Source organism: Rathayibacter tanaceti (genome assembly GCF_009834165.1).
Taxonomy (GTDB): domain Bacteria; phylum Actinomycetota; class Actinomycetes; order Actinomycetales; family Microbacteriaceae; genus Rathayibacter; species Rathayibacter tanaceti.
In genome coordinates this window covers 2,407,838-2,433,368 of record NZ_CP047186.1, presented here as the reverse complement: position 1 = coordinate 2,433,368, position 25,531 = coordinate 2,407,838, and the positions used below count along the sequence as shown (strand labels likewise).

The window sequence follows — 25,531 nt, the reverse complement described above, 5'->3', positions numbered from 1 at the left end:
TCTGCGTGCAGGAACGGCCCGCCGGAGTCCTCGACTCCGCGGGCCGTTCCTGTCTGTCAGGGCGCGGTGCCGAGGTGCGCCGCGCATCGTCTGATCAGCGGACCGCGGTCGGAGGGAGGATCGCCGGGTCGTCCGCGCGTGTGGCGAGGCGGACACGGGAGTTCGCTTTAGCCGTTCGTGTCCCGCTCTGCGTGACGTGCCGTTTTGTCGGGCCGACCGCGGTCGGAGTCGCGTTCGCGCGGTGTGAGGCGGATGGGTGAATCGCGTGTCAGCGATTCGCTCTGGCCGTTCGTGTCCCGCTCTGCGTGACGTGCCGTTTTGTCGGGTCGACCGCGGTCGGAGTCGCGTTCGCGCGGTGTGAGGCGGATGGGTGAATCGCGTGTCAGCGATTCGCTCTGGCCGTTCGTGTCCCGCTCTGCGTGACGTGCCGTTTTGTCGGGTCGACCGCGGTCGGAGTCGCGTTCGCGCGGTGTGAGGCGGATGGGTGAATCGCGTGTCAGCGATTCGCTCTGGCCGTTCGTGTCCCGCTCTGCGTGACGTGCCGTTTTGTCGGGTCGACCGCGGTCGGAGTCGCGCTCGCGCGGTGTGAGGCGGATGGGTGAATCGCGTGTCAGCGATTCGCTCTGGCCGTTCGTGACCCGCTCTGCGTGACGTGCCGTTTTGTCGGGTCGACCGCGGTCGGAGTCGCGCTCGCGCGACTCCGACAATCGAACTCAGCCCCAGTCGCCCGAGATCAGGTACTGGACCTTCTTCGCAATCGATACCGCGTGGTCGGCGAAGCGCTCGTGGTAGCGGCTGGCCAGAGTGGCGTCGACGGTGTCGGCGGCCTGGCCCTTCCACGCCTCGCTGAGCACCTTGTCGAACACGCTGACGTGCAGCTCGTCGATCTTGTCGTCCTCGTCGCGGATCTCCTCCGCGATGCGGGAATCCTGCGAGCGGAGCAGCTCGGTCAGCTTGTGCGCGACGACGACGTCGAGGCGGCCCATCTCGACGAAGGTCGGGCGGAGGCTCTTCGGGACGACCTTGTCGGGGAAGCGGTAGCGCGAGAGCTGGGCGATGTGCTCGGCGATGTCGCCCATCCGCTCGAGCGACGCGCTGATGCGCAGGGCGGAGACGACGATCCGCAGGTCGCGGGCGACAGGGTTCTGTCGGGCGAGGATGTCGATCGCGAGCTCGTCGAGGCTGATCGCCAGCTCGTCGATGCGAGCGTCGCTGGCGATGACCTCCTCGGCGAGGGTCACGTCGGAGTGGTTGAACGCCTGGGTCGCCTTCTCGATCGCGATCTCGACGAGTCCGGAGATCTCGACCAGCCGCTCCTGGACCTCGGCCAGCTCCTGCTGGAAAACTTCGCGCATCTTGTGATCGACCCTCTCTACGGCACTCGCGGACGACGGCACCGGATCTGCGGCGCGCACCTCGCACGCCGCTGCGACTGCACTCCGTGGGCGCAGGCGCAGTCATGATGACGACGGCAGGTTAACGAACGGTGCCGGGCGCTTGAACAGTACTCGTCCCGCGGCGGATCGGCCGACGTCCGGTAGGGGGACGCGCGGTGGATGGTTAGCCTGGGTCCGTGGATTCGGGCCTTATCGTCGTGCTGTCGCTCGTGCTCGGCATCGCGATCGGGGTCGTCCTGACGACCGTCCTGACCGTCGCGGCCCGGCAGGGCCGGATCGCCGCGGAAGTGGCAGCCGTCAACCTCCCCGACGGTATCGAGGCGATCATCGACGCGGTGGGCGCTCCAGCGTTCGTCACCGACCCCTCCCACAACGTCCTCACGGCGTCGACCCGCGCGATCGCGCTCGGCCTCGTCTCCCAGGACACCCTCCTCCACCCTGATCTCGTCGCCATCGTCGACCGTGTGCGCCGCTTCGGCGACGACATCGAGCAGGACCTCGAGCTCACCACCAGCCCGCTCTCGGACGTTGCGGTCACCCTCGTGGTGCACGCCACCCGGCTCGGCTCGCGTTACGTGCTCGTGATCGCGGAGGACCACACCGAGGCCCGCAGGCTGGAGGCAGTGCGCCGTGACTTCGTGGCCAACATCTCGCACGAGCTGAAGACTCCGATCGGTGCCGTCGGGCTCCTCGCGGAGGCGCTCGACTCCGCTGCCGACGACCCGCAGCAGGTCCGCCGCTTCGCGCACCGCCTCACCCAAGAGTCGCACCGCCTGGCGAAGATCACCCGCGAGATCATCGAGCTGTCGCGCCTGCAGGCCGCGGATGTGGCCGGCTCCTCCGAGATCGTCCGCGTCGACGACATCGTGACGGCGGCGCTCGAGACCACGCACGTGCTGGCGGAGTCGCACGACGTGACCCTGGTCAAGGGCGGGATGAAGAAGGCCTACGTCGTCGGTCAGGAGAAGATGCTCGTCTCGGCGCTGCACAACCTGCTGGCGAACGCCATCCAGTACTCGCCCGCCGGTTCCCGCGTGGGTCTCGGGGTGCGCTCGACCGGAGGCATCGTCGAGATCGCCGTCACCGACCAGGGCATCGGCATCCCGGAGGAGGACCTCGACAGGGTGTTCGAGCGGTTCTACCGCGTCGATCAGGCCCGCTCGCGCCACACCGGAGGCACCGGCCTCGGCCTCAGCATCGTCAAGCACGCCGTGCAGAACCACGGCGGCGACGTCCGGGTCTGGTCCCAACCCGGTCGCGGCTCCACCTTCACCATCAGACTCCCCGAAGCAGACCCGGCCAGGACGCCGTTCACGGCGACTGCCCCGATAGGAGAACACGCGTGACCAGCATCCTGCTCGTCGAGGACGAGAGCGCCCTCAGCGAACCCCTCAGCTACCTGCTCGAACGCGAGGGCTACGACGTCACTGTCGCTGAAGACGGCAACCGCGCCGTCGCCGCGTTCGACGAGAGCGCCTACGACCTGATCCTGCTCGACCTGATGCTCCCCGGCATGCCCGGTACAGAGGTCTGCCGCGAGATCCGCACCCGTTCATCGGTGCCGATCATCATGGTCACGGCCAAGGACTCCGAGGTCGACATCGTCGTCGGGCTCGAGCTCGGCGCCGACGACTACGTCACCAAGCCGTACTCGACCCGTGAACTGCTCGCCCGCATCCGCGCCGTCCTCCGCCGCCGCACGGAGGACCCCGGCGAGGAGCGGATCGTCGTCGCCGGCCCGGTCCGCATGGACATCGAACGCCACACCGTGGAGGTCGACGGCGTGGAGACGCCCATGCCGCTCAAGGAGTTCGAGCTGCTCGAGATGCTGCTCCGTAACGCCGGACGCGTCCTCACCCGCGGACAGCTCATCGACCGCGTGTGGGGCAGCGACTACTTCGGCGACACCAAGACGCTCGACGTCCACGTGAAGCGCATCCGCTCCAAGATCGAGAAGACGCCGAAGGAGCCGGTGCTCTTGGTTACTGTCCGCGGCCTCGGCTACCGCTTCGACGCGTGATCGCGGGCTCTGGCGGGGTGATCTGCGGCGTTGTCGTCGGTTGCGATACCTCCGGTATCGCGCCCTCCTCCGCCTTGCATCTCACCCCACCAGAGCCCGCGATCCCCTTCTGGTGAGCCTGCCGGGGGTGGGTGGGCCGTCGCGTAGCGACGAGCCGGTGGCGGGGGGGCCGTCGCGTAGCGACGAGCCGGGGGTGGGCCGTCGCTTCGCGGTGGGCCAGTGGGTGGGGTGAGGTGGCGCTGTGCGGGGGCTACTCGGTGGTGGGGGCGTCGACGCCGGGGGCGGCGGTGGGAGTGGGGAGGGCGGTGAGAGCCGGATCAGTGGTGGGCGTCGTGGTGGGGGTGGCCGACGGAGCGGGGGTGAGGGTGGAGTAGGCCTCGAGGGCGTTCGTCAGGACGGGAACGAGGAGCTCCTTGCCCTCCTCGGACCCGTACTGGAAGTAGACCGGCAGCAGGCTGCCCGGGACGGTGTCGAGGTCAGACATCTCGACCGACTCCGAGCTGTCGGGACCGATCTCGGTGCGACCGGGGACGAGTTCGGCCTCCGCGCTCGTCCGGCCCGAGCTCGAGTCGTACTGGACCTCGAGCGTCTGCGACTCGGAGCCCGAGTTGACGATCGACACCACGAGCGTGCCCTGCTCGCCGTCCTCCGAGATGATCATCGCGTTGCGGATGGCGAGATCGCCGATCGTCGCGCCGACGCCGTCGCTGGGGTCGTAGATCTTGCGGGTCGCCTGAGGGGCGACGAGATTGCAGCCTGCGGTAGCGAGGGCGACGCCGACCGCGAGAACGACGGATGCAGCGATACGCGCCTTCACAGGATCCTCCAGATCGTCGGCCCTGCTCGCCCCGGACAGGGCGGATTCACTGTGCACGAGCCGGCACCAGGCTAGCGTAGCGAGAGCCGTGGCGCCGTCCGGCCGACTCCCTCCCGTCTCGGCGCTCATGATAATCTGTCCGCCGCTGAAAGGACGTCGCATGCAGTTCGAGGTCGGAGAGACGGTCGTCTACCCTCATCACGGAGCCGCCACCATCGCCGAGGTGAAGACCCGGACGATCAAGGGCCAGGAGAAGACGTACCTGAAGCTCCGCGTCGCCCAGGGCGATCTCGTGATCGAGGTGCCCGCCGACAACGTCGATCTCGTCGGGGTCCGCGATGTCATCGGCCGCGAGGGCGTCGACCGCGTGTTCGAGGTGCTCCGTGCCGACGTCGTGGAGGAGCCCACCAACTGGTCGCGTCGCTACAAGGCCAACCTCGAGAAGCTCGGCTCGGGCGATGTCGTGAAGGTCTCCGAGGTCGTCCGAGACCTCACCCGCCGCGACCGCGAGCGGGGTCTCTCCGCCGGAGAGAAGAGCATGCTCGCGAAGGCGCGCCAGATCCTCGTCTCCGAGCTCGCCCTCGCCGAGAAGACCGACGAGGACGCGGCCTCGCTCCTCCTCGACGAGGTCCTCGCATCCTGAGCACGTCGGTGACGCCGCCCACCGCGGCCGTCGTCGTGGTCGCCGCGGGCAGCGGCACGCGGCTCGGGCGCGAGCGGCCCAAGGCCTACGTCGACTGCGCGGGGACGACCATCCTCGAGCGCAGCCTCCGCACCGTGCTGCTGCTCGCCGAGCCGGTGCAGATCGTGGTCGTCGCGCCGGCGGCCCTCGTCGACGAGACGGTCGAACTCGCCAGGGCCGCGGGCGCAGCCGACGGCTCGGTCGTCGTCGTGGCCGGAGGCTCCACCCGTCAGGAGTCCGTCGCCCGCGGTCTCGCAATGCTCTCCCCGGGCATCGAGACCGTCCTGGTGCACGATGCTGCGCGTGCGCTCACCCCGCTGGGTCAGTTCGAGCGCGTGATCGCGGCGGTGCGCGCGACCGGGGGCGGAGTCGTCCCCGGTCTTCCCGTGACCGACACCATCAAGCGGATCGGCGCCGATCGCGCCGTGCTCGACACGGTCGACCGCTCACTGCTCGCGGCGGTGCAGACGCCGCAGGGTTTCCCGAGGGTCCTGCTCGACGAGGCCTACGCCGGCGCCGAGGAGGAGTTCACCGACGACGCGGCGCTTCTCGCCTCGCGAGGCGGTGCCTCGGTCGTCGTGGACGGCGATCCGCTCGCCTTCAAGATCACCACCGCGTGGGACCTGGCCCGGGCGGAGCAGCTCCTCGCTCCTCCGCCCGCTGTCCTCGTGCCGCGGGTCGGCATCGGTACCGATGTCCACGCCTTCGACGACGGATCCCCCCTCTGGTTGGCCGGCCTGCTCTGGCCCGGCGAGCGCGGACTCTCCGGTCACAGCGACGGCGATCCGGTGGCCCACGCGATCTGCGACGCACTCCTGGCCGCGGCCGGTCTCGGCGACATCGGGTCGCGGTTCGGGACCTCCGACCCGCGCTTCGAGAACGCCCACGGCGAGGTCTTCCTCCGTGCCACCCGCGAACTCGTCGAGGCAGCCGGGTTCACGATCGGCAACGTGGCGGTGCAGTTGATCGGCAACCGACCGAGGTTCTCGCCGCGGCGGGAGGAGGCGCAGGTCCTGCTGTCGAGCCTGCTCGGTGCCCCGGTCAGCGTCGCCGCCACCACCTCCGACTCTCTGGGCTTCACCGGGCGCGGCGAGGGTGTCGCAGCCACAGCGACCGCGCTCGTCCTCCCCAGCCCTGCGATCCCGCGGTAGTCCCCAGCCCAGCCCGCGGGCCCGGGTCGGAGCGGTCCGACCGGTAAACTCGCCGCGTGACTCTGCGACTGCATGACTCGAAGGCTCAGGCCCTCGTCGATTTCGTCCCCCTCCGAGAGAACGAGGTCGGGATGTACGTCTGCGGACCCACCGTGCAGTCCTCTCCGCACATCGGCCACCTCCGCTCGGCCCTCGCCTACGACCAGCTGCGCCGCTGGCTGCGCTACCGCGGGTACCACGTGACGCTGGTGCGCAACGTCACCGACATCGACGACAAGATCCTCGCGATCGCCGAGGAGTCGCGCCGTAACGCTCCCGACGATGCTCCGCCGGAGCAGTGGTGGGCGCTGGCCTACCGCGTCGAGCTCGAGTTCACCGCTGCCTACACCGCGCTGGGCATCCTCCCGCCGACCTACGAGCCCCGCGCCACCGCGAGCATCGCCGAGATGATCACGCTCATCCAGACCTTGATCGAGCGCGGACACGCCTACCCGGCCCCCGACGAGTCCGGAGACGTGTACTTCGACACGCGATCCTGGCCGGACTACGGCGTTCTCACGCACCAGCGGCTCGAGAGCATGGAGGCCGCGACCGACGCCGATCCCCGCGGCAAGCGCGATCCGCACGACTTCGCCCTCTGGAAGGGCGCCAAGCCCGACGAGCCGGAGTCCGCCTCCTGGGCCTCGCCGTGGGGGCCCGGCCGACCGGGCTGGCACATCGAATGCTCCGCCATGTCGACGAAGTACCTCGGCACGCAGTTCGACATCCACGGCGGCGGGCTCGACCTGCGCTTCCCGCACCACGAGAACGAACTGGCGCAGTCCGGAGCCGCGGGCCACGCCTTCGCCAGCTACTGGCTGCACAACGGGCTCGTGTCGGTGACCGGTCAGAAGATGAGCAAGTCCCTCGGCAACTCCGTCTTCGCCTCCGAGCTGCTCGACTCCGCTCGGCCGCTCGTCGTGCGCTACTACCTCGGCTCTGCGCACTACCGCTCCACCCTCGAGTTCCACGACGGCGCGCTCGAGGAGGCGGAGGCCGCGCTCGAACGGATCGAGGGCTTCCTCGACCGCTCGCGTCGACGCCTCGAGGGCACTCGTTTCGCAGCCCTCGGCGAGCCCGCGGTGCCCGAGGAGTTCGCCGAGGCGATGGACGACGACCTGTCGGTACCGCAGGCGGTCGGCGTCCTGCACGAGACGGTGCGCGCCGGCAACGCCGCCCTCGACGCCGAAGACCTCGGCACCGTCTCGGCGCTGCGTACGCAGGTCCTCGCGATGTCCGCCGTGCTCGGCATAGACCCGGAGGCGCCCGAGTGGGCGCGCTCCGACGACGAACCTTCGTACCGCGCGCTCAGCGTGCTGGTCGACCGCCTGGTCGCCGAACGTCAGATCGCGCGCGAGCAGCGCGACTGGGCGAGCGCCGACCGCATCCGAACCGATCTCGTTGCGGCGGGAATCACGATCGAAGACACCCAGACGGGTGCGCATTGGAGTCTCGATGGCGAATAAGCCCGGCCGCCCAGGAGCGGTCCGAAAGAAGAGCAAGGGCAAGGCCGTCGGTTCCGGCGGTCAGGGTCGGCAGGCCCTCGAAGGCAAGAAGCCCACGCCGAAGGCCGAGGACAGGCCCTACCACCCCGCGGGCAAGGCGAAGCTCGCACGCGAGCGCTTCGTCGCGGCCGGCGGCAAGGGCCGACCGGGCAGCGCGCTCTCGACCGCCTCCCGCGGGCAGGGGCGCCCGGCGACCTCGCGCAAGCCCAAGAGCGGCGACGAATCCGAGATGGTGACCGGGCGGAACTCCGTGCTCGAGGCGCTCCGTGCCTCGATCCCGGCGACGGCCCTCTACCTGGCGACCCGCATAGAGATGGACGACCGGGTGAAGGAGGCGCTCAAGATCGCCACTGCGCGCGGCTTGCCTGTGCTCGAGGTGATGCGTCCCGAGCTCGACCGACTCGCCGGCCCGGACTCGGTGCACCAGGGCCTCGTGCTCAAGGTGCCGCCCTACGAGTACGCGTACCCCAGCGACCTGCTCGAGCGCAGCGTCTCCCGCGGAGCCGTGCCCCTCCTCGTCGCGCTCGACGGCATCACCGACCCCCGCAACCTCGGCGCGATCATCCGCTCCGTCGCGGCCTTCGGCGGGCAGGGCGTCATCGTGCCGCAGCGACGCTCGGTGGGCCTGAACTCGGCCGCCTGGAAGACCTCGGCCGGTGCCGCCGCCCGCATCCCCGTCGCCATGGCGTCCAACCTCACGGCGATGATCAAGGACTACAAGCGCGCGGGCGTCTTCGTCATCGGCCTCGACGGCGACGGTGACGTCTCCCTTCCCGGCCTCGAACTCGCCGACCGTCCGCTCCTCGTCGTCGTCGGCAGCGAGGGTAAGGGGCTCTCGCGCCTCGTCACCGAGCAGTGCGACGCGGTCGTCTCCATCCCGATCAGCTCTGCGACGGAGTCGCTCAACGCGGGGATCGCTGCGTCCGTGGCCCTCTACGAGATCTCGAAGCTCCGGTCCTCCTAGGCGCGCCGGAGCGGCGATCTGCGGCGTTGTCGTCGGGCGCCGATACCGCCTGTCGAGCTTCCTCCTCCGCCTTGCACCCGATCGCACCGGCACCGGCGCGACATCCTTCGAGGAGAAGGAGGAGGCGAGCGGGGGCGGGGTTCTCGCGGGGGTCAGACGTTCCTGGTCCAGTCGACGTCGGCGTCCTCATCGGTCAGCTCGGCATCGCCCGCCGCATCGATGACCAGGTTCGGGAGGGTCAGCGCCTCGGTGGGCGGTGCGATGACCGTCGCCTCGTCGCGGCGGTGACGGAGGATGTCGTTGACATACGCGGTCACTGCCTCGGCGAGCGGGACGTCGCGAGCCTGCTGCTGCGACATGAACCAGCGGTGCTCGAGCAGCTGGTGGAACATCTCGGCGGGCTCAAGGCGACCCTTGAGGTCGCGGGGGATCGAGCGGATGACCGGCTCGAACACCTGCGCCAACCACTCGTGCGCCACCATCTCCTCGTCCAGCCCCTGCTTGTCGTAGGTCGCCGTGTACGAGTCGAGATCGTTCAAGAGGCGTCGCGCCTGGTTCTCCTGGGCATCCAGGCCAGTCAGGCGCAGCAGACGACGCTGGTGGTGGCCGGCGTCGACGACCTTCGGCTGGATCCGCACCGTCGACCCCGACTCGTCGGTCTTGATCGCAAGCTCTTCGATGTCGAACCCGAGGTCGTTCAGGCGGTTCACTCTGTCATTGATGCGCCAGCGCTCCGAGGTCGCGAACGACTCGGCGCCCGTCAGCTCCTTCCAGAGGCTCCGGTACGCCGCGACGATGCCGTCCGACACGGTGATCGGATCGAGGTCGTCATCGACGCGACCGCCCGCCTCCAGATCGAGCAGCTCGCCGGCGATGTTGACGCGGGCGATCTCGAGGTCGTTCTCGCGCTGGCCGTTCGACAGGCCGCCGGAGTACAGCTGGCCCGTCTCCGCATCGACGAGGTACGCCGCGAAGGCTCCCGCGTCACGGCGGAAGAGGGTGTTCGAGAGCGAGACGTCGCCCCAGAAGAAGCCGATCACGTGCAGGCGCACCAGTAGGAGCGCCAGCGCATCGACGAGACGGGTCGCCGTATCGGGACGCAGCGTCTGCGAGAACAGCGCGCGATAGGGCAGCGAGAACTTGAGGTGCCGCGTGACCAGCACGGCCGGGAGCTCGTCGCCCTCGTCGCTCGTGCGGTTCGTGATGACTGCGCCGGGCTCGACGCACGGGACGTCGAGACGCTGCAGGGTCTTGAGCATCTCGTACTCGCGGCGTGACATCTCGGCGGTGGTCTCCTTGACCGCGACGACGTGCCCCGAGAGGTGCGCGAAGCGCACCGTGTGCCGCGAGATTCCCTTCGGGAGCGCGGCGATGTACTCGTCGGGCCAGTCGTCCAGCCGAAGATTCCAAGGCAGGTCTAGCAGAGCCGGATCGACGGTGGCCGAGGTGATGTTCAAGGAGCCGGGCATGGTGCGCCGTTCGTGTCGTGAGGCGGACGGTGGAGGAGCTCCAACGGACGCTGCCGCCGCCCGGAGAGGACGGCGGCAGCGCGTGCGCGGGAGGTGCGGCGACTCAGGAGAGGCGCTCGCCCGACTCCGCGTCGAAGATGTGCACGCGGTGGTTCGCGGTCACGTAGACGCGGTCGCCCGCGGTCGGGTGCACACGGCCGTCGACGCGGGCGACGATGTCGGTGCGGCGCCCCTCCACCTCGGTGTGGCCGTAGAGGTAGCCGTCCGAGCCGAGCTCCTCGATCAGGTCGACCTCGATCGGCAGGCCGCCGGGCTGGGTCGACACGGTGACGTCCTCGGGGCGCACGCCGAGCGTGACGACCTTCTGGTTCGTCTTTGCGAGCGCCTCGCGGGCGATCGGGAGGACGGTGTCACCGAACTTCACACCGCCGTCGGTGACGTCCGCGTGGAACAGGTTCATCGCGGGCGAGCCGATGAAACCGGCGACGAAGACGTTGTTCGGGTTCTCGTACAGGTCTCGGGGCGAGCCGACCTGCTGGAGGAGGCCGTCCTTGAGCACTGCGATGCGGTCGCCCATGGTGAGCGCCTCGGTCTGGTCGTGGGTGACGTAGACCGTCGTGATGCCCAAGCGGCGCTGGAGGGTCCCAATCTGCGTGCGGGTCTGGACGCGGAGCTTGGCGTCGAGGTTCGACAGCGGCTCGTCCATGAGGAAGACCTGGGGCTTGCGGACGATCGCGCGGCCCATCGCGACGCGCTGGCGCTGACCACCCGAGAGGGCTTTGGGCTTGCGGTTGAGGTAGGGCTCGAGGTCGAGCATCTTCGCCGCCTCGAGGACGCGCGCCGCACGCTCGTCCTTGTTGATACCGGCGATCTTCAGCGCGAAGCCCATGTTCTCGGCGACCGACATGTGCGGGTACAGCGCGTAGTTCTGGAACACCATCGCGATGTCGCGGTCTTTCGGCGGCACATCCGTGACGTTGCGGTCGCCGATCAGAATGCGGCCCTCGTTGACCTCTTCGAGGCCCGCCAGCATGCGCAGAGAGGTGGACTTGCCGCAGCCGGACGGGCCGACGAGAACGAGGAACTCGCCGTCGCCGACCTCGAGGTTCAGCTTGTCGACGGAGGCACGCGTGGCCCCGGGGTAGACGCGGGACGCGTGGTCATAGGTAACGGACGCCATTGTTCTTGCTCCTTCACCGGCAGGTACGTGCCGGACGATCCGAGTGAATGGAAGTGATGGTCATCATCGCGATGGGCGACTCCGGCCAACCGTCCCAGTATGCCACGCGGCCGACAGACGTCGGCCGAGCGTCGCGTATCCGTCGTTTGGAGGTTTCCCAGGGCTCCCGCGTAGGATTCCGGCGAGTCGCAGCCTGAGCGGCACACCCATCCCCTTCTCTCACTCGGAGCGTCCTTGTCATGACCAACGGCGGAGCCAATGACCGTCTCTCGAAGAACCAGCGACGAGAGGCCGCCAGAGAGAAGGCGCGCCGACTCCGCGAGCAGCAGAAGCGCCGCGACCGCGTGAGCCGCTTCGCCCTGCAGGGCGGGCTGGCCGTCGTCGTGATCGCGGTCGTCGCGATCGTGGTCTTCGCCGTCACCTCGAGCATCCGCCCGGCGGGTCCGGGTCCGGCCAACATGGCCAGCGACGGCGTCGTCGTCGGCGAGAACATGGTGGCTCGGACGAGCCCCGCCCTCCCAGCCGACGGCACCCCCACTCCCAGCGCGCTCGACACGTCATCGGGCACGGTCGACATCCGGGTCTACCTCGACTACCTCTGCCCCTACTGCGGGCAGTTCGAGCAGACCAACGGCGACCAGATCAAGGAGTGGGTGACCAGCGGCGCCGCGACGGTCGAGATCCACCCGATCGCCATCCTCACCACGCGCTCCAACGGCACCAAGTACTCGGAGCGCTCCGCCAACGCCGCCGCCTGCGTGGCCGACACCTCTCCCGACTCCTTCTTCGACTTCAACTCGCTGCTCTTCGCTAACCAGCCGGCCGAAGGAACGGATGGGCTCTCGGACGACCAGCTCAAGGACTACGCGGCCCAGGCCGGGGTCGAGGACGCGGCGGCGGTGAACAGCTGCATCGACGACCAGAGCTTCGTGAGCTGGGTGCGCGCGGCGACCGAGCGCGCGACGTCAGGCCCCCTGCCCGGCACCGATGTCCCCGCCGTCACGGGCACCCCGACCGTCCTGGTCAACGGCGAGGCCTACTCCGGCTCGCTGACCGACCCGGACGCCTTCAGCTCCTTCGTCCTGTCGGCGGCAGCAGACTCCTACTCGTCGGCGACGCCCGCACCGACCGCCACCGACTCACCGGCTCCGGACGATGCTCCCGCCACGACCGATACCACGACCGAGGCGCCTGCGCCGGCCGAGTCCACCCCGGCAGCGGCTGGTTAGACACACACATCGACGAAGGCCCCGGCTGCGCAACGCGCGTCCGGGGCCTTCGTCCTTTGTGAGCCGACGACGGGACTTGAACCCGTAACCGCCCGATTACAAGTCGGGTGCGCTACCAATTGCGCCACGTCGGCAGGTGCGCTCGCGCACCCGGACACCCTATCGCGGGCCTCGGGACGGATCCGCCCCGAGGCCCGCGACAGCCGCTCAGGGCTGGAGGACGCTGAGGTGCCGGTCAGCCGGCGCAGGCCTTTTCGGCCCGCCGATCTTCCCGTCGGGACGGCCGACGTAGAGCCAGCCGAGCAACTCCTCGCCCTTCTCAAGGCGGTGCGCCTTCCGCACCGCCTTGGCGCGCGTGTAGGAGCCGGTGCGCCAGAAGACGCCCCAGCCCGCTTCGTCGAGTAGCAGGCTGAGGAGGTGCGCGACGCCGGAGGCGACCGCCTCCTGCTCCCAGGCCGGGACCTTCGACTTCTTGACACTGACCACGACGGCGAGGAGCAGTGAGGCACGGTGGGTCTTCTCGATGTACCTGCGCCCGTCCTTCTTGGCGCCGGAGGCGGCCGCGAAGCTGCGACCGATCCGGTCGCGAGCGGCTCCGCGGATCTCGATCACACGCCACGGACGCAACGAACTGTGATCAGCGAGCCGTGAGACCGCGGAGACGAGCGTCGCGATCTCCTCGTGTCCCGGCGCCTCGGCCGTGACCTTCGAGCGCGATCGGCGCGCGAGGACGGCTTCGAGGACGGGGGAGGAGGACACTCTCACTCGCCCTCGGGCGTGAACTCGAGCGCGACCGAGTTCATGCAGTAGCGATCGCCGGTGGGGGTGCCGAAGCCGTCGGGGAAGACGTGGCCCAGGTGCGAACCGCAGTTCGCGCAGCGGACCTCGGTGCGCACCATGCCGAGTGTGCTGTCCTCGATCAGCTGGACCGCGTCCGGGTCCACCGACTCGTAGAAGCTGGGCCAGCCGCACCCGGAGTCGAACTTCGTGCCGCTCTTGAACAGCTCGGCGCTGCACGCAGCGCAGGTGTAGAGGCCGGAGCGGTGCTCGTCGAGCAGCTCGCCCGTCCACGGGCGCTCTGTGGCGGCCTGGCGCAGCACGGCGTACTGCTCGCGGTCGAGCTCCTCGCGCCACTCGGCGTCGGTCTTGTTCACAGAATACGACGACATGGGTCTCCCTAGGAATCCTCGCCAGTGTACGGGGGAGGTCGCTCCCCTCCTCTTTCCCTCAACCCCGTCCTGCGCGGGCGCATTCCGTGATCGCGACCGTGCTCGGGCGTCTCCTGGTCGAGATCGCGCGGGATCGCGCTCGCTGTCGGTCGGAGCGCCTCCGCGGGGTGCCGGCCGTCCTCCTTACTGTGGAGAGATGAGCACGACGACGGACCCGACCTCCGGCACCGGCCTCTCCGAACGCGACCTGCGGGTGCTCGCCTTCGAACGCGAGTGGACGTCCCGCTCGGGCGACAAGGACGACGCGATCCGCTCCCAGTTCGGGCTTTCGGCGGCCCGCTACTATCAGGTGCTCAGCGCAGTGCTCGCCTCACCGGCCGCTCTCGCTCACGATCCGATGCTCGTCTCGCGGCTGCAGCGCATCCGCGACCAGCGCGCCGGCGCCCGCGCCGCGCGACGCCTCGGGCGCCTCGAGTAGACGAGCTGCTCGAGTCCACCAACGGAAGGCCGGCCGTACCCCCGATGTCGAATACGCACCCGAGAGACCGCTTCGACGAGATCCCGGCCACGGAGGGCCGCATCGGCGCGCACCGCCGTCCGCCGGCTCCGCACGCCCGAGCGATCGCCTTCGCCTGGGCTGCCCTGGCCACCGGCGTGATCGTCCTCCTCGGCTTCATCGGGCTGCTGGTCATCGACAATCGCGTGCAGTTCACCGACGTCTTCACGGCGCCGACCGATGCGGCGGGAGCGTCGTCGGCGCCCACCGCGGTCGCGACCGTCGATCCGTCCCTCGGAGTCGCCGTGCTCAACGGCACCGCGACGGCCGGTCTCGCCGCCAGCGCGGGCGATGCCCTCACCACCGCGGGCTGGAGCGTCCCCACGGTCGCGAACGCGAACACCGAGAACGTCGCCACCACCACCGTCTACTACACCGATCCGGCGCTCGAGGGCGCAGCGCTCGGGCTCGTCGGCTCCCTCGGCACGGGTTCCGTCGCCCTCTCACAGGACTTCGTCGAGACCGGTGCCGTTGTGGTGGTCCTGGGCGCCGACTACGTGGCCGCCCAGGGCTGATCCGGCTCCTCTGTTACAGCCACGTTTCCCCCGTGTTGAATCCCGGGCAACTCTTTGCCCCGCTGGCGCTTCCGGCCCTGTCGAGGCAGAACCGTGCGGTTAGGATTCCGAACCAGGCACCAGCGCATCGCTCGTGCCGCGGGCAGCACAGCACTGGGGAGTACAGAGATGGCGAACGGAACCGTCAAGTGGTTCAACGCTGAGAAGGGCTACGGCTTCATCACCGTCGACGGCGGAGGTCAGGACGTCTTCGTCCACTACTCCGCCATCGACATGTCGGGATACAAGGTCCTCGAGGAGGGCCAGCAGGTCGCGTTCGAGGTCGGCACCGGGTCGAAGGGCCCGCAGGCCGAATCGGTCCGTCCGGTCTGATCGAGACTGCTCGAGGAGCCGTCGTCCGCCTGGTGCGGACGGCGGCTCCTTCTGTTGCGGCGGTCGCGGCGGTCGCTTGCACTCCTCCACCGCGAGTGCCAGAATCGGTCTTGGCACTCGCTCCAGTCGAGTGCCAGCACAGAAACTTTCACGACGTCCGGGAGGGACGAGAAACACACATGGCCAAGATCATTGCTTTTGACGAAGAAGCCCGCCGCGGCCTCGAGCGTGGACTCAACACTCTGGCTGATGCGGTCAAGGTGACCCTCGGCCCGCGTGGCCGCAACGTCGTCCTCGAGAAGAAGTGGGGCGCCCCCACCATCACGAACGACGGTGTCTCCATCGCCAAGGAGATCGAGCTCGACGAGCCGTACGAGAAGATCGGCGCCGAGCTGGTCAAGGAGGTCGCCAAGAAGACCGACGACGTTGCCGGTGACGGAACCACCACCGCGACCGTCCTCGCTCAGGCGCTCGTCCGCGAGGGTCTGCGCAACGTCGCCGCCGGTGCCGACCCGATCAGCCTCAAGAAGGGCATCGAGAAGGCCGTCAAGGCCGTCACCGCCGAGCTCGTCGCCGGCGCGAAGGCCATCGAGACCAAGGAGGAGATCGCCGCGACCGCCTCCATCTCGGCGGCGGACCCGGAGATCGGCGCGATCATCGCCGAGGCGATCGACAAGGTCGGCAAGGAGGGTGTCGTCACCGTCGAGGAGTCGAACACCTTCGGCACCGAGCTCGAGCTGACCGAGGGCATGCGCTTCGACAAGGGCTACCTGTCGCAGTACTTCGTGACCGACCCCGACCGCCAGGAGGCGGTGTTCGAGGACCCCTACATCCTCATCGTCAACTCGAAGGTCTCGAACATCAAGGACCTGCTCCCTGTCGTCGACAAGGTGATCCAGGCGGGCAAGCAGCTGCTGATCATCGCCGAGGACGTCGACGGAGAGGCGCTGGCGACCCTGGTCGTCAACAAGATCCGCGGCATCTTCAAGTCGGTCGCCGTCAAGGCCCCCGGCTTCGGCGACCGCCGCAAGGCGCAGCTCCAGGACATCGCGATCCTGACCGGCGGCCAGGTCATCTCCGAGGAGGTCGGCCTCAAGCTCGAGAACGTCACCCTCGACCTGCTCGGCTCGGCCCGCAAGGTCGTCATCACCAAGGACGAGACCACGATCGTCGAGGGTGCCGGCGACGCCGAGGCCATCGCCGGTCGTGTCGCGCAGATCCGCGGCGAGATCGAGAACACCGACAGCGACTACGACCGCGAGAAGCTCCAGGAGCGCCTCGCGAAGCTTGCCGGTGGTGTTGCGGTCATCAAGGCCGGAGCGGCGACCGAGGTCGAGCTGAAGGAGCGCAAGCACCGCATCGAGGACGCCGTGCGCAACGCGAAGGCCGCCGTCGAGGAGGGCATCGTCGCCGGTGGTGGCGTCGCCCTCATCCAGGCCGGCAAGATCGCCTTCGAGAAGCTCGAGCTGGTCGGAGACGAGGCGACCGGCGCGAACATCGTCAAGGTGGCCATCGACGCCCCGCTCAAGCAGATCGCGCTGAACGCCGGTCTCGAGCCCGGTGTCGTCGCTGCCAAGGTCCGCGAGCTGCAGACCGGTCACGGCCTCAACGCCGCGACCGGCGAGTACGTCGACCTCATCGCTGCGGGCATCATCGACCCGGTCAAGGTCACCCGCTCGGCCCTGCAGAACGCGGCGTCGATCGCCGGTCTCTTCCTCACCACGGAGGCCGTCGTCGCCGACAAGCCCGAGAAGAACCCGGTCGCTGCTGGCGGCGACCCCACCGGAGGCATGGACTTCTAGTCCGTCTCCGACTGCACAGAAGGCGGTTCCCCTCCGGGGGAGCCGCCGTCTGTGTGTGTGCGGGTCCATGTGGGCGCCGATCGGCTGTCCGGCGCCTCCCTTCGCCCCGTCAGCCTCCGCCTTGCACTCCGGCTCGGCGGATCGCGTTCCGTTCGGTGTTCGCACACAACCGTCCCTTCCTGCGAGCCGCAGGCCCGAGGGTGATCCGGAGACGCGCGGCTCCAGGGTCGACGGGTCAGACGGAGGCGGGTGACGTCTCGCCGTTCTGACCGACCGTCAGCAGCGGCAGGGCGACGCGGAACGTCGCGCCGCCGCCGGGGGTCTCGACGACGTCGACGCGGCCCTTGTGGGCGGCGACGATCGAGGACACGATCGCCAGGCCCAGACCGCTGCCTCCTGTCTCGCGGGTGCGCGACGTGTCCGCGCGCCAGAAGCGCTGGAAGATCTTCTCGCGGATCTGCGGCGGGATGCCCTCGCCGTGGTCGATGACCTCCAGCAGAGCAAGCCTTCGCGAGCGATCGACGGCGACGCCGATCTCGATCGGAGTGTCCTCGGGCGTGTAGCGGACCGCATTGCCGATCAGGTTGGTCAGCACCTGGCGGATCTTGTTCTCCTCCGCCATCACCAGCGCGGGAACACCGGGCGCCTCGGGAGCAGTGGCCGTACCGGCGGCGATCTCCTCGGCCTTCACCCGGCGCGGACGTCGGCGGAACCGGGCGAGCCGCGCGCCGGCGGCGAGGATCGGGCCGGTGAGCCCGGGATTGGACAGCTCCATCGGCTGAGTCGCCGAAGCGTCGGCCTCGTCGGGCTCGAGCGCCGGGGTCTCGACCGGAGTGTCGTCGCGGGTCTCGACGCCGAAGTCGCGGTCCGGCCACGACGCCATCGCATCCATCGCGGCGTCGCGCGCGAGGGGCATGAGGTCGACGGGGGCCAGCGCGAGGGGCTTGGTCTCGTCGAGGCGGGCGAGTTCGAGCAAGTCCTCCACGAGGCCGCCCATCCGGATCGCCTCTTTCTCGATGCGTTCCATCGCCTGGCCCACTGCCTCGGGGGTCTGCAGCGCGCCCATCCGGTACAGCTCGGCGTAGCCGCGGACCGAGACGAGAGGAGTGCGCAGCTCGTGGCTCGCATCACCGACGAACCTGCGCATCTGATCGATGGTGCGCGCGCGATCGCGGAAGGCGGAGTCGATCCGCCCCAGCATCGCATTGAGCGAGCGGTTGAGCCGGCCTACCTCGGTGTTGGGAGTCGTGCTGTCCAGGCGCTGGCTGAAGTCGCCGTCGGCGATGGCGGCGGCGGTCTGCTCGACCTCGCGGAGCGGGGCGAAGGTCGTGGTGACGAGCAGGCGGGTGAGGAGAGCGCCGATCACGACGATCGCGACTCCGAAGCCGAGGAAGATCGTGAGGTAGGTCGTCATGATGTTGTCGACGCTGCGGGTCGACACGGCGAGGAGCAGGGTCTCGTAGCCGGCGCCCTGGGAGTAGACCGTCGACAGCGCGTGATATTCGATCTTGCCGTTCGCGCTCCAGATGTCCATCGTCTTGTCCCCGCTCTGGAGGGCCTGCTCGATGGTGAAGACCTCGGGGAACTCGGGGGCCGCCGCTCCCGCAGCGTTCGTGCTGTACAGAGCGCCGTTGGGCGCGTAGACCGCTCCGTAGTCGGCCTTGGAGTCGTCCAGCGCGGCGATGCCGCGGACCGCCAAGTCGCTCGCGGTCTTCTGCGCCTGGTCCGTCAGCTGCGCGTCGAGCTGTGCCACCAGCTGAGGCTTGAGCATCGTCATCGTGCCGATGCCGGAGACGAGCAGCCCGAGCGTTAGCAGGAGCACCGTCACTGCGGTGATCTTCGTGCGCAGCGAGATGGAGTTCCACCGCTCGGCCAGACCCTGGTGCATGGCGGTGGAACTCCCTCGGGATCGGCAGCGTCGCGCCTCCGATCGGAGACGGGCGCCGAGGCGCGGAGACTATGCCTTCGCGACCTTCAGCATGTACCCGAATCCTCGCTTGGTCTGGATGAGCGATTCCTCCGAGTGCGTGTCGAGCTTACGGCGGAGATACGAGATGTAGGACTCGACGATGCCCGCATCGCCGTTGAAGTCGTACTCCCAGACGTGGTCGAGGATCTGTGCCTTGCTGAGCACCCGGTTGGGGTTGAGCATCAGATAGCGCAGCAGCTTGAACTCGGTGGGGCTGAGCTCGACCGGCTCGTCCCCGACGAGGACCTCGTGGGTGTCCTGGTCCATGGTCAGCTCGCCGGCGCGGATGACCGCGTCCTCTTCCGCGTGCATGGTGCGACGCAAGATCGCCTTGATGCGCGCGACGATTTCGTCGAGGCTGAACGGCTTGGTGACGTAGTCGTCGCCGCCGACGGTGAGGCCGGTGATCTTGTCCTCGGTGTCGTCCTTCGCCGTGAGGAAGAGGATCGGCGACGTGTACCCGGCTGAGCGGAGGCGCTTGGTGACGCCGAAGCCATTCATGTCCGGCAGCATGACGTCGAGGATGATCAGGTCCGGCTCCTCCTCGAGGACCGCGGAGATCGCCTGCGCCCCGTTGCCGACCGCCCGCACGGCGAAGCCGGCGAAACGGAGGCTCGTGGTGAGCAGGTCTCTGATGTTGGGCTCGTCGTCGACGATGAGAATGCGGGGTCCGTCCATGCACGCCAGTATCTGGCCGTCGGCTGTACAGAGTCTGGGAGCCGAGTGGCCGGGCGCTCTATGGTCGCCCGGCGGCGCGGAACGGCGGAGTCAGGACTGGGCGCGGCGGCGCCGGACTCCCACGATGAGCATCGCGATCATCATCACGAAGGCGATGGGGAGGCCCACGAGCGGAACGGCGAAGACGAACTGCCACAGCGGACCCGTGTACGCCCGGACGCCGAGAGCGGGAGCGACGAGGATCGCGAGGAACGCGAGGACCGTCATGATGATGATCGCGATGAACATGTAGGCGAGGGTGCGCTCCGCGCGTCCGATGCCCGCGGGCTCCTGTGGCTTCACCTGTCAAGGATAGGGCGGTCACGGTCGACTAAACTGATGGCTGCTTCATTTCCAGGAGGGGTCCGCATGCCTACCGGCAAGGTCAAGTTCTACGACGAGGAGAAGGGCTTCGGCTTCATCAGCACTGATGACGGCCAGGAGGTCTTCCTGCACGCTTCCGCGCTGCCCTCCGGAACCGCGGTCAAGGCCGGCAGTCGACTCGAGTTCGGCGTCGCCGACGGCAAGCGCGGTGCGCAGGCGCTCTCGGTGCGGGTCCTCGACACGCCGCCGAGCCTGGTGAAGCTCAATCGCAAGTCGGCGGACGACATGTCCGTGATCGTGGAGGACACGGTCAAGCTGCTCGACGGGATCGGCGCCGGGCTCAAGCGGGGCCGTTACCCCGACAAGGCACACGGCCGGACGATCGCCGCGCTCCTGCGCCGGGTTGCGGACGAGCTGGATGCCTGACGCGGACGAGACGACCTCCGGCCAGGAGCCGCGCGAGGACGCTCCGGCTTCGGAGGCTGCACCGGCGGAGTCCCCTGAGCCCGCAGGATCGGGATCGGGCACGACCGACTCGAGTGCTCCCGGGGGCGAGGGGTCGGAGGCGGACGCGTCCCTCGGCGAGGCCACGGCGGTCGAGGACGGTTCGGAGAGCGAGCAGCCGGCTGGGATCGAGCCCGTGTTCGAGCCCGACCCGGTGCTCGCGGCATCGGTCGATGTCGCGCGCGCTGCGCTCGCCGAGATCACGCCCGCGGAGACCATCGGTGACCTGGTGGACACGGTGGCGCAGGGCGAGCACGTGCTCTCGCTGCAGTTCGCCAACCGCATGCGCGGGTATCCCGGCTGGCTGTGGACGGCGACGCTCTCGCGGATCGACGAAACCGAGGGTGTGGCCGTGCTCGAGGTCGAGCTGCTCCCAGGAGAGGGAGCCGTGCTCGCTCCGGACTGGGTGCCGTGGTCGGTCCGGCTCGCCGACTACCACGCGGCGCAGGAGGCCGCCGGTGAGGAGGTCGACGACGAGACGGACGACCTCGACGAGGACGATCTCGACGACTCCGCAGATGAGGACGACGACTCCGATCTCGAGGGCGATCTGGACGACGATGCCGGTCTCGAGGGCGACGATCCGGAGGACGACGCCGAGGACGATGAGGGCGAGGACTCCGCCGACGACTCGCCGGAGTACTCCGATGACGACTCCCGCACGGGCGCGCGCGAGGTCGCTGCTCCCACCCGTCGCCGACGTCGGCGACGCTGACACGACCGGCCGCCGGACCGCAGCGCTGCCCATGACGATCGACTCCGACACCCGCATCGCGTATCCCGACGGCGCGACCCGCACAACCGGTCGAGTGCAGCACCTCTCTGCACTCGAGGACGGACGCTGGGCGGTCGTCCTCGATGCGACGGCGGCGCATCCGGTCGATCCGACCTGGCCCGATCAGGGGGCCGACCGCGGCGCCCTCGTCCTGGCCGGGGAGAGCCTCGATCTCCTCGACTGCCGGATCGGCGCCTGGCAGGACGGCGAGCTGCACGTGGGCGATCGCCTGCCCGCTCGGCTGGGCTCGGCGGGCTGGAGCTTCGTCGTCGTGCACGTCGTGCAGGACGCCTCCTTGCTCTCGCTGGGCGATGCGGTCGAGGTCGAGGTCGATCCGGAGTACCGTGGTCGGCTGTCGCGGGGCCACACGGCGTGCCATCTCGCCTCCCTCGCGCTCAACGCAGCCGTCGCGTCGTTCTGGTCGAAGCCCGCCCGCGCCGACTCCCTCGGCAGCCCCGACTTCGATCAGGCGGCGATCCGGACGTCGGTGATCCGCGAATCCGGATCGACCGACGTCTACCGCCTCGGAACCTCGCTGCGCCGCAGCGGCGTCGACATCGCCCGGCTGGTCGCGGAGACGGCGGCGGTGCAGAGGCGCATCGACGGCCTGCTCGCCGAGTGGATCGCCACCGGCGCGGACGTGGAAATCCACCGAGACGACGATCTGCTCAGCACCCGCCGAACCTGGCGCTGCACGCTGCCGGCGGGTCCAGCAGCGATCCCCTGCGGCGGCACGCACGTCGACCGCCTCTCGGAGTTCGCGCAGCTCCGCGTCCGGCTGGTGGTCGAGAACGAGGGCACGAGCCTGCGGATGGAGACGGACGCGCTCTAGTCGTTCAGCGCGGTCAGCGGCGGTTGCGGCTGTAGAAGAGCCCGATCGTGCCCAGGACCAGCCCGATCACGACCGTCGAGAGCACGACGGGCGGGGCGACGACTCCCACCGCCGCTGCCACGAGCACCGCCACGAGCGCGACCGCCCAGGCGATGCAACCGACCAGGAGCGCCGTCGCGTCATCGCTCTCGTAGGGAGGCGGGCTCGGCCGCCGCTCCTCCTCGCGCAACCACAGACGCATCGGCGCGCCTCAGTCGGCCAGTCGCTCGAGGACGTAGTCGATGCAGGAGAGCAGCGAGCGGACGTCGTCGGGCTCGATCGCGACGAAGGTGGCGACCCGCAGCTGGTTGCGGCCGAGCTTGCGGTAGGGCTCCGTGTCGACAATGCCGTTCGCGCGGAGGACCTTCGCGACGAGGGCCGCGTCGACCGCGGCATCGAAGTCGATGGTCGCGACGACCTGCGAGCGGTGGTCCGGGTCTTGGACGAACGGAGTGGCGAGCGAGGACGCCTCGGCCCAGTCGTAGAGGGCGGAGGACGACTCCGCGGTCCGCGCCGACGCCCAGGCGAGTCCGCCGGAGGCGTTCATCCACTCGAGCTGCGACTCCATCAGCAGCAGGGTCGAGAGGGCGGGAGTGTTCAGAGTCTGGTTCAGGCGGGAGTTGTCGACGGCGTTCTTGAGGCTGAGGAATTCGGGGATGTAGCGGCCGCCGGCGGCGATGCGCTCGATCCGCTCGATCGCTGCGGGGGAGAAGAGGGCGAACCAGACGCCGCCGTCCGAGGCGAAGTTCTTCTGGGGCGCGAAGTAGTAGACGTCGGCCTCAGCGAGGTCCACGTCGATGCCGCCGGCCGCGCTCGTCGCGTCGACGACGGTCAGTGCTCCCTCGTCGCCGCGGACGCGCCGCACGGGCGCCATGACTCCGGTGCTCGTCTCGTTGTGGGGCCAGGCGTAGACGTCGATCCCCTCGACGATCTCGACCCCGCTGCGCGAGCCGGCGGGGGCGGCGACCACGTGCGGGGGCTCGAGGAACGGAGCGGAGGCGGCGGCGGCGAACTTCTGCCCGAACTCGCCGAAAGTGAGGTTCTCGGCGCGGCGCTCGATGAGGGAGAAGGCGGCGGCGTCCCAGAAGGCGGTCGAGCCGCCGTTGCCGAGCAGCACCTCATAGCCGTCGGGGATGCGGAACAGGGTGGCGAGGTGCTCGCGGACACGGCCGACGAGATCCTTCACCGGAGCCTGGCGGTGCGAGGTTCCGAGGAGGTGCGCACCCTGGGTCGCGAGGTGGGCGAGCTGGTCGTGGCGCACCTTGGACGGGCCGCAGCCGAACCGTCCGTCGTGGGGGAGAAGCTCGCGAGGAATGGTGAGGTCCGGCATGCGTTAATACTAGGGTTCCCGGCCCGTATCCCCCTCCGAGCGACGGAGGTCTGCGTCGTGCCGCAGCGCCGATGCTGCGTCGTGCCGCGCACTAAGGTTGAGCGCGCCGAGACGGGAAGGCTGAGATGACGGATCTGATCGACACGACCGAGATGTACCTGCGCACCATCCTCGAGCTCGAGGAGGAGAACATCATTCCGCTGCGGGCGCGCATCTCGGAGCGACTCAGCCACTCCGGCCCCACGGTCTCGCAGACGGTCGGACGGATGGAGCGCGACGGCCTCGTCGTCGTCTCGGGAGATCGTCACCTCGAGCTCACATCGGACGGACGCCGCAAGGCGATCCACGTCATGCGCAAGCACCGTCTCGCCGAGCGGCTCCTCCACGACGTCATCAAGCTCGACTGGGAGTTCGTGCACGAGGAGGCGTGCCGCTGGGAGCACGTCATGAGTGAGCAGGTGGAGCGGCGGCTCCTCGAGATGCTCGACCACCCGACGGAGTCGCCCTACGGCAACCCGATCCCCGGGCTCGACGAGCTCGGCGACTCTCCCGCCTCGCGTTTCGCGGACGGGGTCATCAGCCTGCCGCGCTTCGTCGCCGGGACCACCGAGCCCCGCCGAGGTGTGGTGCGTCGTCTGGGCGAGCCCGCGCAGGTCGACCCCGAGCTCCTCCTCCAGCTCAAGCAGTCCGGCGTCATGCCGGGTGCGGAGGGAGAGTTCTCGGCGCTCAATGGATATGTGCTCGCGCGCATCGATGGCGCGGAGGCGGGCATCGAGCTGCCCAACGAGGTCGCGGCGCACATCTTCCTCGTCGTCTGAGATCGTCCACGAGGAGGACGACCATCGGTCGGAGGCCGACGCTGCGGGCGGGTCCTCCGCCGATCCGCGACACAGCGGACCGCGGGGCCGAGGCGAGCACGCTCGCAGTGCCGAGCTCCACCAGTGCATCGGGGACCTGCTCCGTGGTCGGGGAGCGGTCTCTTCCCGCCGAGAAGGTGACAAATCGGTAACGGTCGCTTACGCTCTGTGGAGCCCTGCGGCCGAGCCTCGGCCTCGTGGCGCGGGATCCGACGTCCCCTCGCCCGTCTCGGATCCTGTTCACACCGATGCCTCGCGCATGAGACGGGACAGCTGCCTGGGCTGACGGGACGTCGGAGGATCTTCCCTTTTGCCCCAGAATCCCGTCACCCCCAACGACGGCGCCGGTTCCCCCGACCGGTTCCGCTCCACCCACCCGAACCACTCGAGCAACGCCTCCTTCGAGAACCAGCCGCCGGTGATCAGGGCGCGGATCGGCGGAGACGCGCCGGTCGCCCGCCGTGCCGTGCCCGTCGCGCCGGTCCGTGGTGCCGACGTCACCGACTTCGTCCCGTCGCCTGCGGGCACCCCGCGCAAGCGTCGCGGCCGGGCCGTGGGCAAGGTCGCCATGGTCGGCTTCGCCGGCGCTCTCGTCGCGACGATGGCTCTCCCCGCCTACGCCTTCACCCCGGGCAGCCAGGACGACGGGCTCTTCTCCGCCTCCCGCGCCGATCTCCTGCGTCAGGGCGAGGCCCAGACCGTCGCCGTCGCGGGCGGTGTCGTGCAGGCCGCCATCGCCCGAGACGGCTTCTCGGCCGAGGCAGCGCCGCCGCCGCCCGCTCCTGAGCCGGTCGCCGCTCCGGAGCCGGTGGCCGAGCCGGTCGCCGACACCACCGACGTCGCCCAGGCGCGCGCCGAGACCGCCGAGGAGTTCAACTCCTACTCCGGCGCTTCCGCGCCTGAGATCGCCGCGGCCCCGCCGACCACCGGATACAGCCTCTCGTCCGTGTTCGCCACGGCGATGCAGTACCAGGGCGTCCCCTACGTCTTCGGTGGCGCGGACCCGAGCGGCTTCGACTGCTCCGGCTTCGTGATGTATGTCTTCGCCCAGTACGGCATCTCCATGCCGCACTCGGCTGCGGGCCAGGGCGCCATGGGCACCCCGGTCTCGCTCGCCGATGCGCAGCCCGGCGATCTCGTCATCATGGACGGCCACGACGGCTTCTACGCCGGCAACGACAACATCCTGCACGCGCCGTACGAGGGCGCGAGCGTCCGCGTCCAACCCCTGTGGACCTCCGACTACCGGATCGTGCGCATCAACGGCTGATCGACCCGCCGATGACGAGAGCCCGCCCCTTCACCGAGGGGCGGGCT

Annotated in this window: 27 protein-coding genes and 1 tRNA gene; 16 read left to right on the top strand and 12 right to left on the bottom strand. The window is 69.4% G+C overall.

All coding sequences use genetic code 11. The features are described from left to right. Positions 1-713 precede the first annotated feature (713 nt). On the bottom strand, positions 714-1,355 hold the full coding sequence (gene phoU, locus GSU10_RS11405; RefSeq protein WP_068211577.1) for a phosphate signaling complex protein PhoU: 642 nt from the start codon (positions 1,353-1,355) through the stop codon (positions 714-716). 218 nt (positions 1,356-1,573) lie between these two features. On the opposite strand from phoU, the gene GSU10_RS11400 reads away from it, so the two are divergent. Together GSU10_RS11400 and GSU10_RS11395 are read left to right on the top strand one after the other, a co-directional pair. Then, entirely contained in the window at positions 1,574-2,743 is a 1,170-nt protein-coding gene (locus tag GSU10_RS11400; protein WP_068211568.1) for a sensor histidine kinase, read from the top strand. After that, a complete protein-coding gene (locus GSU10_RS11395) occupies positions 2,740-3,417 on the top strand; it encodes a response regulator transcription factor (protein WP_068211565.1) in 678 nt (225 codons plus the stop codon). The genes GSU10_RS11400 and GSU10_RS11395 overlap by 4 nt, the downstream gene beginning before the upstream one ends. A 250-nt stretch (positions 3,418-3,667) precedes the next feature. Here GSU10_RS11395 and GSU10_RS11390 read toward each other — a convergent pair whose 3' ends face one another. After that, positions 3,668-4,291 carry a DNA modification methylase gene (locus tag GSU10_RS11390; protein ID WP_159316551.1) on the bottom strand — a complete coding sequence of 208 codons (624 nt, stop codon included), beginning with the start codon at positions 4,289-4,291 and terminating at the stop codon, positions 3,668-3,670. A 103-nt stretch (positions 4,292-4,394) separates the two neighbouring features. Between GSU10_RS11390 and GSU10_RS11385 the strand changes: the two genes are divergently transcribed. The 4 genes from GSU10_RS11385 to rlmB are packed head-to-tail and all read left to right on the top strand — an operon-like array spanning position 4,395 to position 8,575. Next, positions 4,395-4,877, top strand: a complete 483-nt coding sequence (locus GSU10_RS11385; RefSeq protein ID WP_068210502.1) for a CarD family transcriptional regulator — start codon at positions 4,395-4,397, stop codon at positions 4,875-4,877. Further along, the gene (locus GSU10_RS11380; protein WP_068210499.1) at positions 4,874-6,067 is read left to right on the top strand and encodes a bifunctional 2-C-methyl-D-erythritol 4-phosphate cytidylyltransferase/2-C-methyl-D-erythritol 2,4-cyclodiphosphate synthase; all 1,194 of its coding nucleotides are present in this window, start codon (positions 4,874-4,876) and stop codon (positions 6,065-6,067) included. Before GSU10_RS11385 ends, GSU10_RS11380 begins: the two co-directional genes overlap by 4 nt. 56 nt (positions 6,068-6,123) lie before the next feature. Beyond that, positions 6,124-7,572 carry a cysteine--tRNA ligase gene (gene cysS / locus GSU10_RS11375; protein ID WP_068210495.1) on the top strand — a complete coding sequence of 483 codons (1,449 nt, stop codon included), beginning with the start codon at positions 6,124-6,126 and terminating at the stop codon, positions 7,570-7,572. Continuing rightward, positions 7,562-8,575 carry a 23S rRNA (guanosine(2251)-2'-O)-methyltransferase RlmB gene (rlmB, locus tag GSU10_RS11370; RefSeq protein WP_132504900.1) on the top strand — a complete coding sequence of 338 codons (1,014 nt, stop codon included), beginning with the start codon at positions 7,562-7,564 and terminating at the stop codon, positions 8,573-8,575. The genes cysS and rlmB overlap by 11 nt, the downstream gene beginning before the upstream one ends. A 152-nt stretch (positions 8,576-8,727) precedes the next feature. Here rlmB and GSU10_RS11365 read toward each other — a convergent pair whose 3' ends face one another. Together GSU10_RS11365 and GSU10_RS11360 are read right to left on the bottom strand one after the other, a co-directional pair. Beyond that, entirely contained in the window at positions 8,728-10,044 is a 1,317-nt protein-coding gene (locus tag GSU10_RS11365; RefSeq protein ID WP_068210484.1) for a DUF4032 domain-containing protein, read from the bottom strand. Positions 10,045-10,147: 103 nt separating this feature from the next. Next, on the bottom strand, positions 10,148-11,224 hold the full coding sequence (locus tag GSU10_RS11360; protein ID WP_068210483.1) for an ABC transporter ATP-binding protein: 1,077 nt from the start codon (positions 11,222-11,224) through the stop codon (positions 10,148-10,150). A 239-nt stretch (positions 11,225-11,463) separates the two neighbouring features. Here GSU10_RS11360 and GSU10_RS11355 point away from each other — a divergent pair, with 239 nt between their 5' ends. Beyond that, positions 11,464-12,453 carry a DsbA family protein gene (locus tag GSU10_RS11355; protein WP_068210481.1) on the top strand — a complete coding sequence of 330 codons (990 nt, stop codon included), beginning with the start codon at positions 11,464-11,466 and terminating at the stop codon, positions 12,451-12,453. 61 nt (positions 12,454-12,514) lie between these two features. On the opposite strand, the gene GSU10_RS11350 is transcribed toward GSU10_RS11355, so the two are convergent. The 3 genes from GSU10_RS11350 to msrB form a co-directional block, all read right to left on the bottom strand. Further along, positions 12,515-12,587, bottom strand: a tRNA-Thr gene (locus GSU10_RS11350). A 73-nt stretch (positions 12,588-12,660) separates the two neighbouring features. Further along, positions 12,661-13,218, bottom strand: coding sequence for a nitroreductase family protein (locus GSU10_RS11345; protein ID WP_132504898.1), 558 nt, complete (start codon positions 13,216-13,218; stop codon positions 12,661-12,663). Next, positions 13,215-13,622: a peptide-methionine (R)-S-oxide reductase MsrB gene (msrB, locus tag GSU10_RS11340; protein WP_068210477.1), complete on the bottom strand. Its 408-nt coding sequence runs from the start codon at positions 13,620-13,622 to the stop codon at positions 13,215-13,217. The genes GSU10_RS11345 and msrB overlap by 4 nt, the downstream gene beginning before the upstream one ends. 196 nt (positions 13,623-13,818) lie before the next feature. On the opposite strand from msrB, the gene GSU10_RS11335 reads away from it, so the two are divergent. The 4 genes from GSU10_RS11335 to groL all read left to right on the top strand — a co-directional run bounded on the left by GSU10_RS11335 (position 13,819) and on the right by groL (position 16,867). After that, on the top strand, positions 13,819-14,100 hold the full coding sequence (locus GSU10_RS11335) for a DUF3263 domain-containing protein (RefSeq protein WP_068210474.1): 282 nt from the start codon (positions 13,819-13,821) through the stop codon (positions 14,098-14,100). Between the two features lie 44 nt (positions 14,101-14,144). Next, the gene (locus GSU10_RS11330; RefSeq protein WP_132504896.1) at positions 14,145-14,693 is read left to right on the top strand and encodes a LytR C-terminal domain-containing protein; all 549 of its coding nucleotides are present in this window, start codon (positions 14,145-14,147) and stop codon (positions 14,691-14,693) included. Between the two features lie 168 nt (positions 14,694-14,861). Beyond that, the gene (locus GSU10_RS11325; RefSeq protein ID WP_068210468.1) at positions 14,862-15,065 is read left to right on the top strand and encodes a cold-shock protein; all 204 of its coding nucleotides are present in this window, start codon (positions 14,862-14,864) and stop codon (positions 15,063-15,065) included. Between the two features lie 179 nt (positions 15,066-15,244). After that, positions 15,245-16,867 (top strand): chaperonin GroEL, encoded by a 1,623-nt coding sequence (gene groL, locus GSU10_RS11320; protein WP_132504894.1) that lies wholly within the window; start codon positions 15,245-15,247, stop codon positions 16,865-16,867. A gap of 235 nt (positions 16,868-17,102) precedes the next feature. On the opposite strand, the gene GSU10_RS11315 is transcribed toward groL, so the two are convergent. The 3 genes from GSU10_RS11315 to GSU10_RS11305 form a co-directional block, all read right to left on the bottom strand. Next, positions 17,103-18,755 carry a sensor histidine kinase gene (locus GSU10_RS11315; protein WP_068210466.1) on the bottom strand — a complete coding sequence of 551 codons (1,653 nt, stop codon included), beginning with the start codon at positions 18,753-18,755 and terminating at the stop codon, positions 17,103-17,105. Positions 18,756-18,824: 69 nt separating this feature from the next. Further along, entirely contained in the window at positions 18,825-19,514 is a 690-nt protein-coding gene (locus GSU10_RS11310; RefSeq protein ID WP_055787731.1) for a response regulator transcription factor, read from the bottom strand. Between the two features lie 90 nt (positions 19,515-19,604). Further along, complete coding sequence (locus GSU10_RS11305) at positions 19,605-19,856, bottom strand: hypothetical protein (protein ID WP_241972909.1); 252 nt, start codon at positions 19,854-19,856, stop codon at positions 19,605-19,607. A 66-nt stretch (positions 19,857-19,922) separates the two neighbouring features. Between GSU10_RS11305 and GSU10_RS11300 the strand changes: the two genes are divergently transcribed. The 3 genes from GSU10_RS11300 to GSU10_RS11290 are packed head-to-tail and all read left to right on the top strand — an operon-like array spanning position 19,923 to position 21,988. Beyond that, positions 19,923-20,303, top strand: a complete 381-nt coding sequence (locus GSU10_RS11300) for a cold-shock protein (protein WP_068210460.1) — start codon at positions 19,923-19,925, stop codon at positions 20,301-20,303. Continuing rightward, positions 20,296-21,096, top strand: a complete 801-nt coding sequence (locus tag GSU10_RS11295) for a DUF3027 domain-containing protein (RefSeq protein WP_082845090.1) — start codon at positions 20,296-20,298, stop codon at positions 21,094-21,096. The genes GSU10_RS11300 and GSU10_RS11295 overlap by 8 nt, the downstream gene beginning before the upstream one ends. Then, on the top strand, positions 21,029-21,988 hold the full coding sequence (locus tag GSU10_RS11290) for an alanyl-tRNA editing protein (protein ID WP_236713592.1): 960 nt from the start codon (positions 21,029-21,031) through the stop codon (positions 21,986-21,988). Before GSU10_RS11295 ends, GSU10_RS11290 begins: the two co-directional genes overlap by 68 nt. A gap of 13 nt (positions 21,989-22,001) precedes the next feature. Here GSU10_RS11290 and GSU10_RS11285 read toward each other — a convergent pair whose 3' ends face one another. Then, the gene (locus GSU10_RS11285) at positions 22,002-22,229 is read right to left on the bottom strand and encodes a DUF2530 domain-containing protein (RefSeq protein ID WP_068210457.1); all 228 of its coding nucleotides are present in this window, start codon (positions 22,227-22,229) and stop codon (positions 22,002-22,004) included. A 9-nt stretch (positions 22,230-22,238) separates the two neighbouring features. After that, on the bottom strand, positions 22,239-23,357 hold the full coding sequence (serC, locus tag GSU10_RS11280) for a phosphoserine transaminase (RefSeq protein WP_068210454.1): 1,119 nt from the start codon (positions 23,355-23,357) through the stop codon (positions 22,239-22,241). Between the two features lie 125 nt (positions 23,358-23,482). Between serC and GSU10_RS11275 the strand changes: the two genes are divergently transcribed. Together GSU10_RS11275 and GSU10_RS11270 are read left to right on the top strand one after the other, a co-directional pair. Continuing rightward, complete coding sequence (locus tag GSU10_RS11275) at positions 23,483-24,175, top strand: iron-dependent transcriptional repressor DtxR (protein ID WP_132504892.1); 693 nt, start codon at positions 23,483-23,485, stop codon at positions 24,173-24,175. Between the two features lie 349 nt (positions 24,176-24,524). Then, positions 24,525-25,484 (top strand): C40 family peptidase, encoded by a 960-nt coding sequence (locus GSU10_RS11270; RefSeq protein ID WP_241972908.1) that lies wholly within the window; start codon positions 24,525-24,527, stop codon positions 25,482-25,484. Positions 25,485-25,531 lie beyond the last annotated feature (47 nt).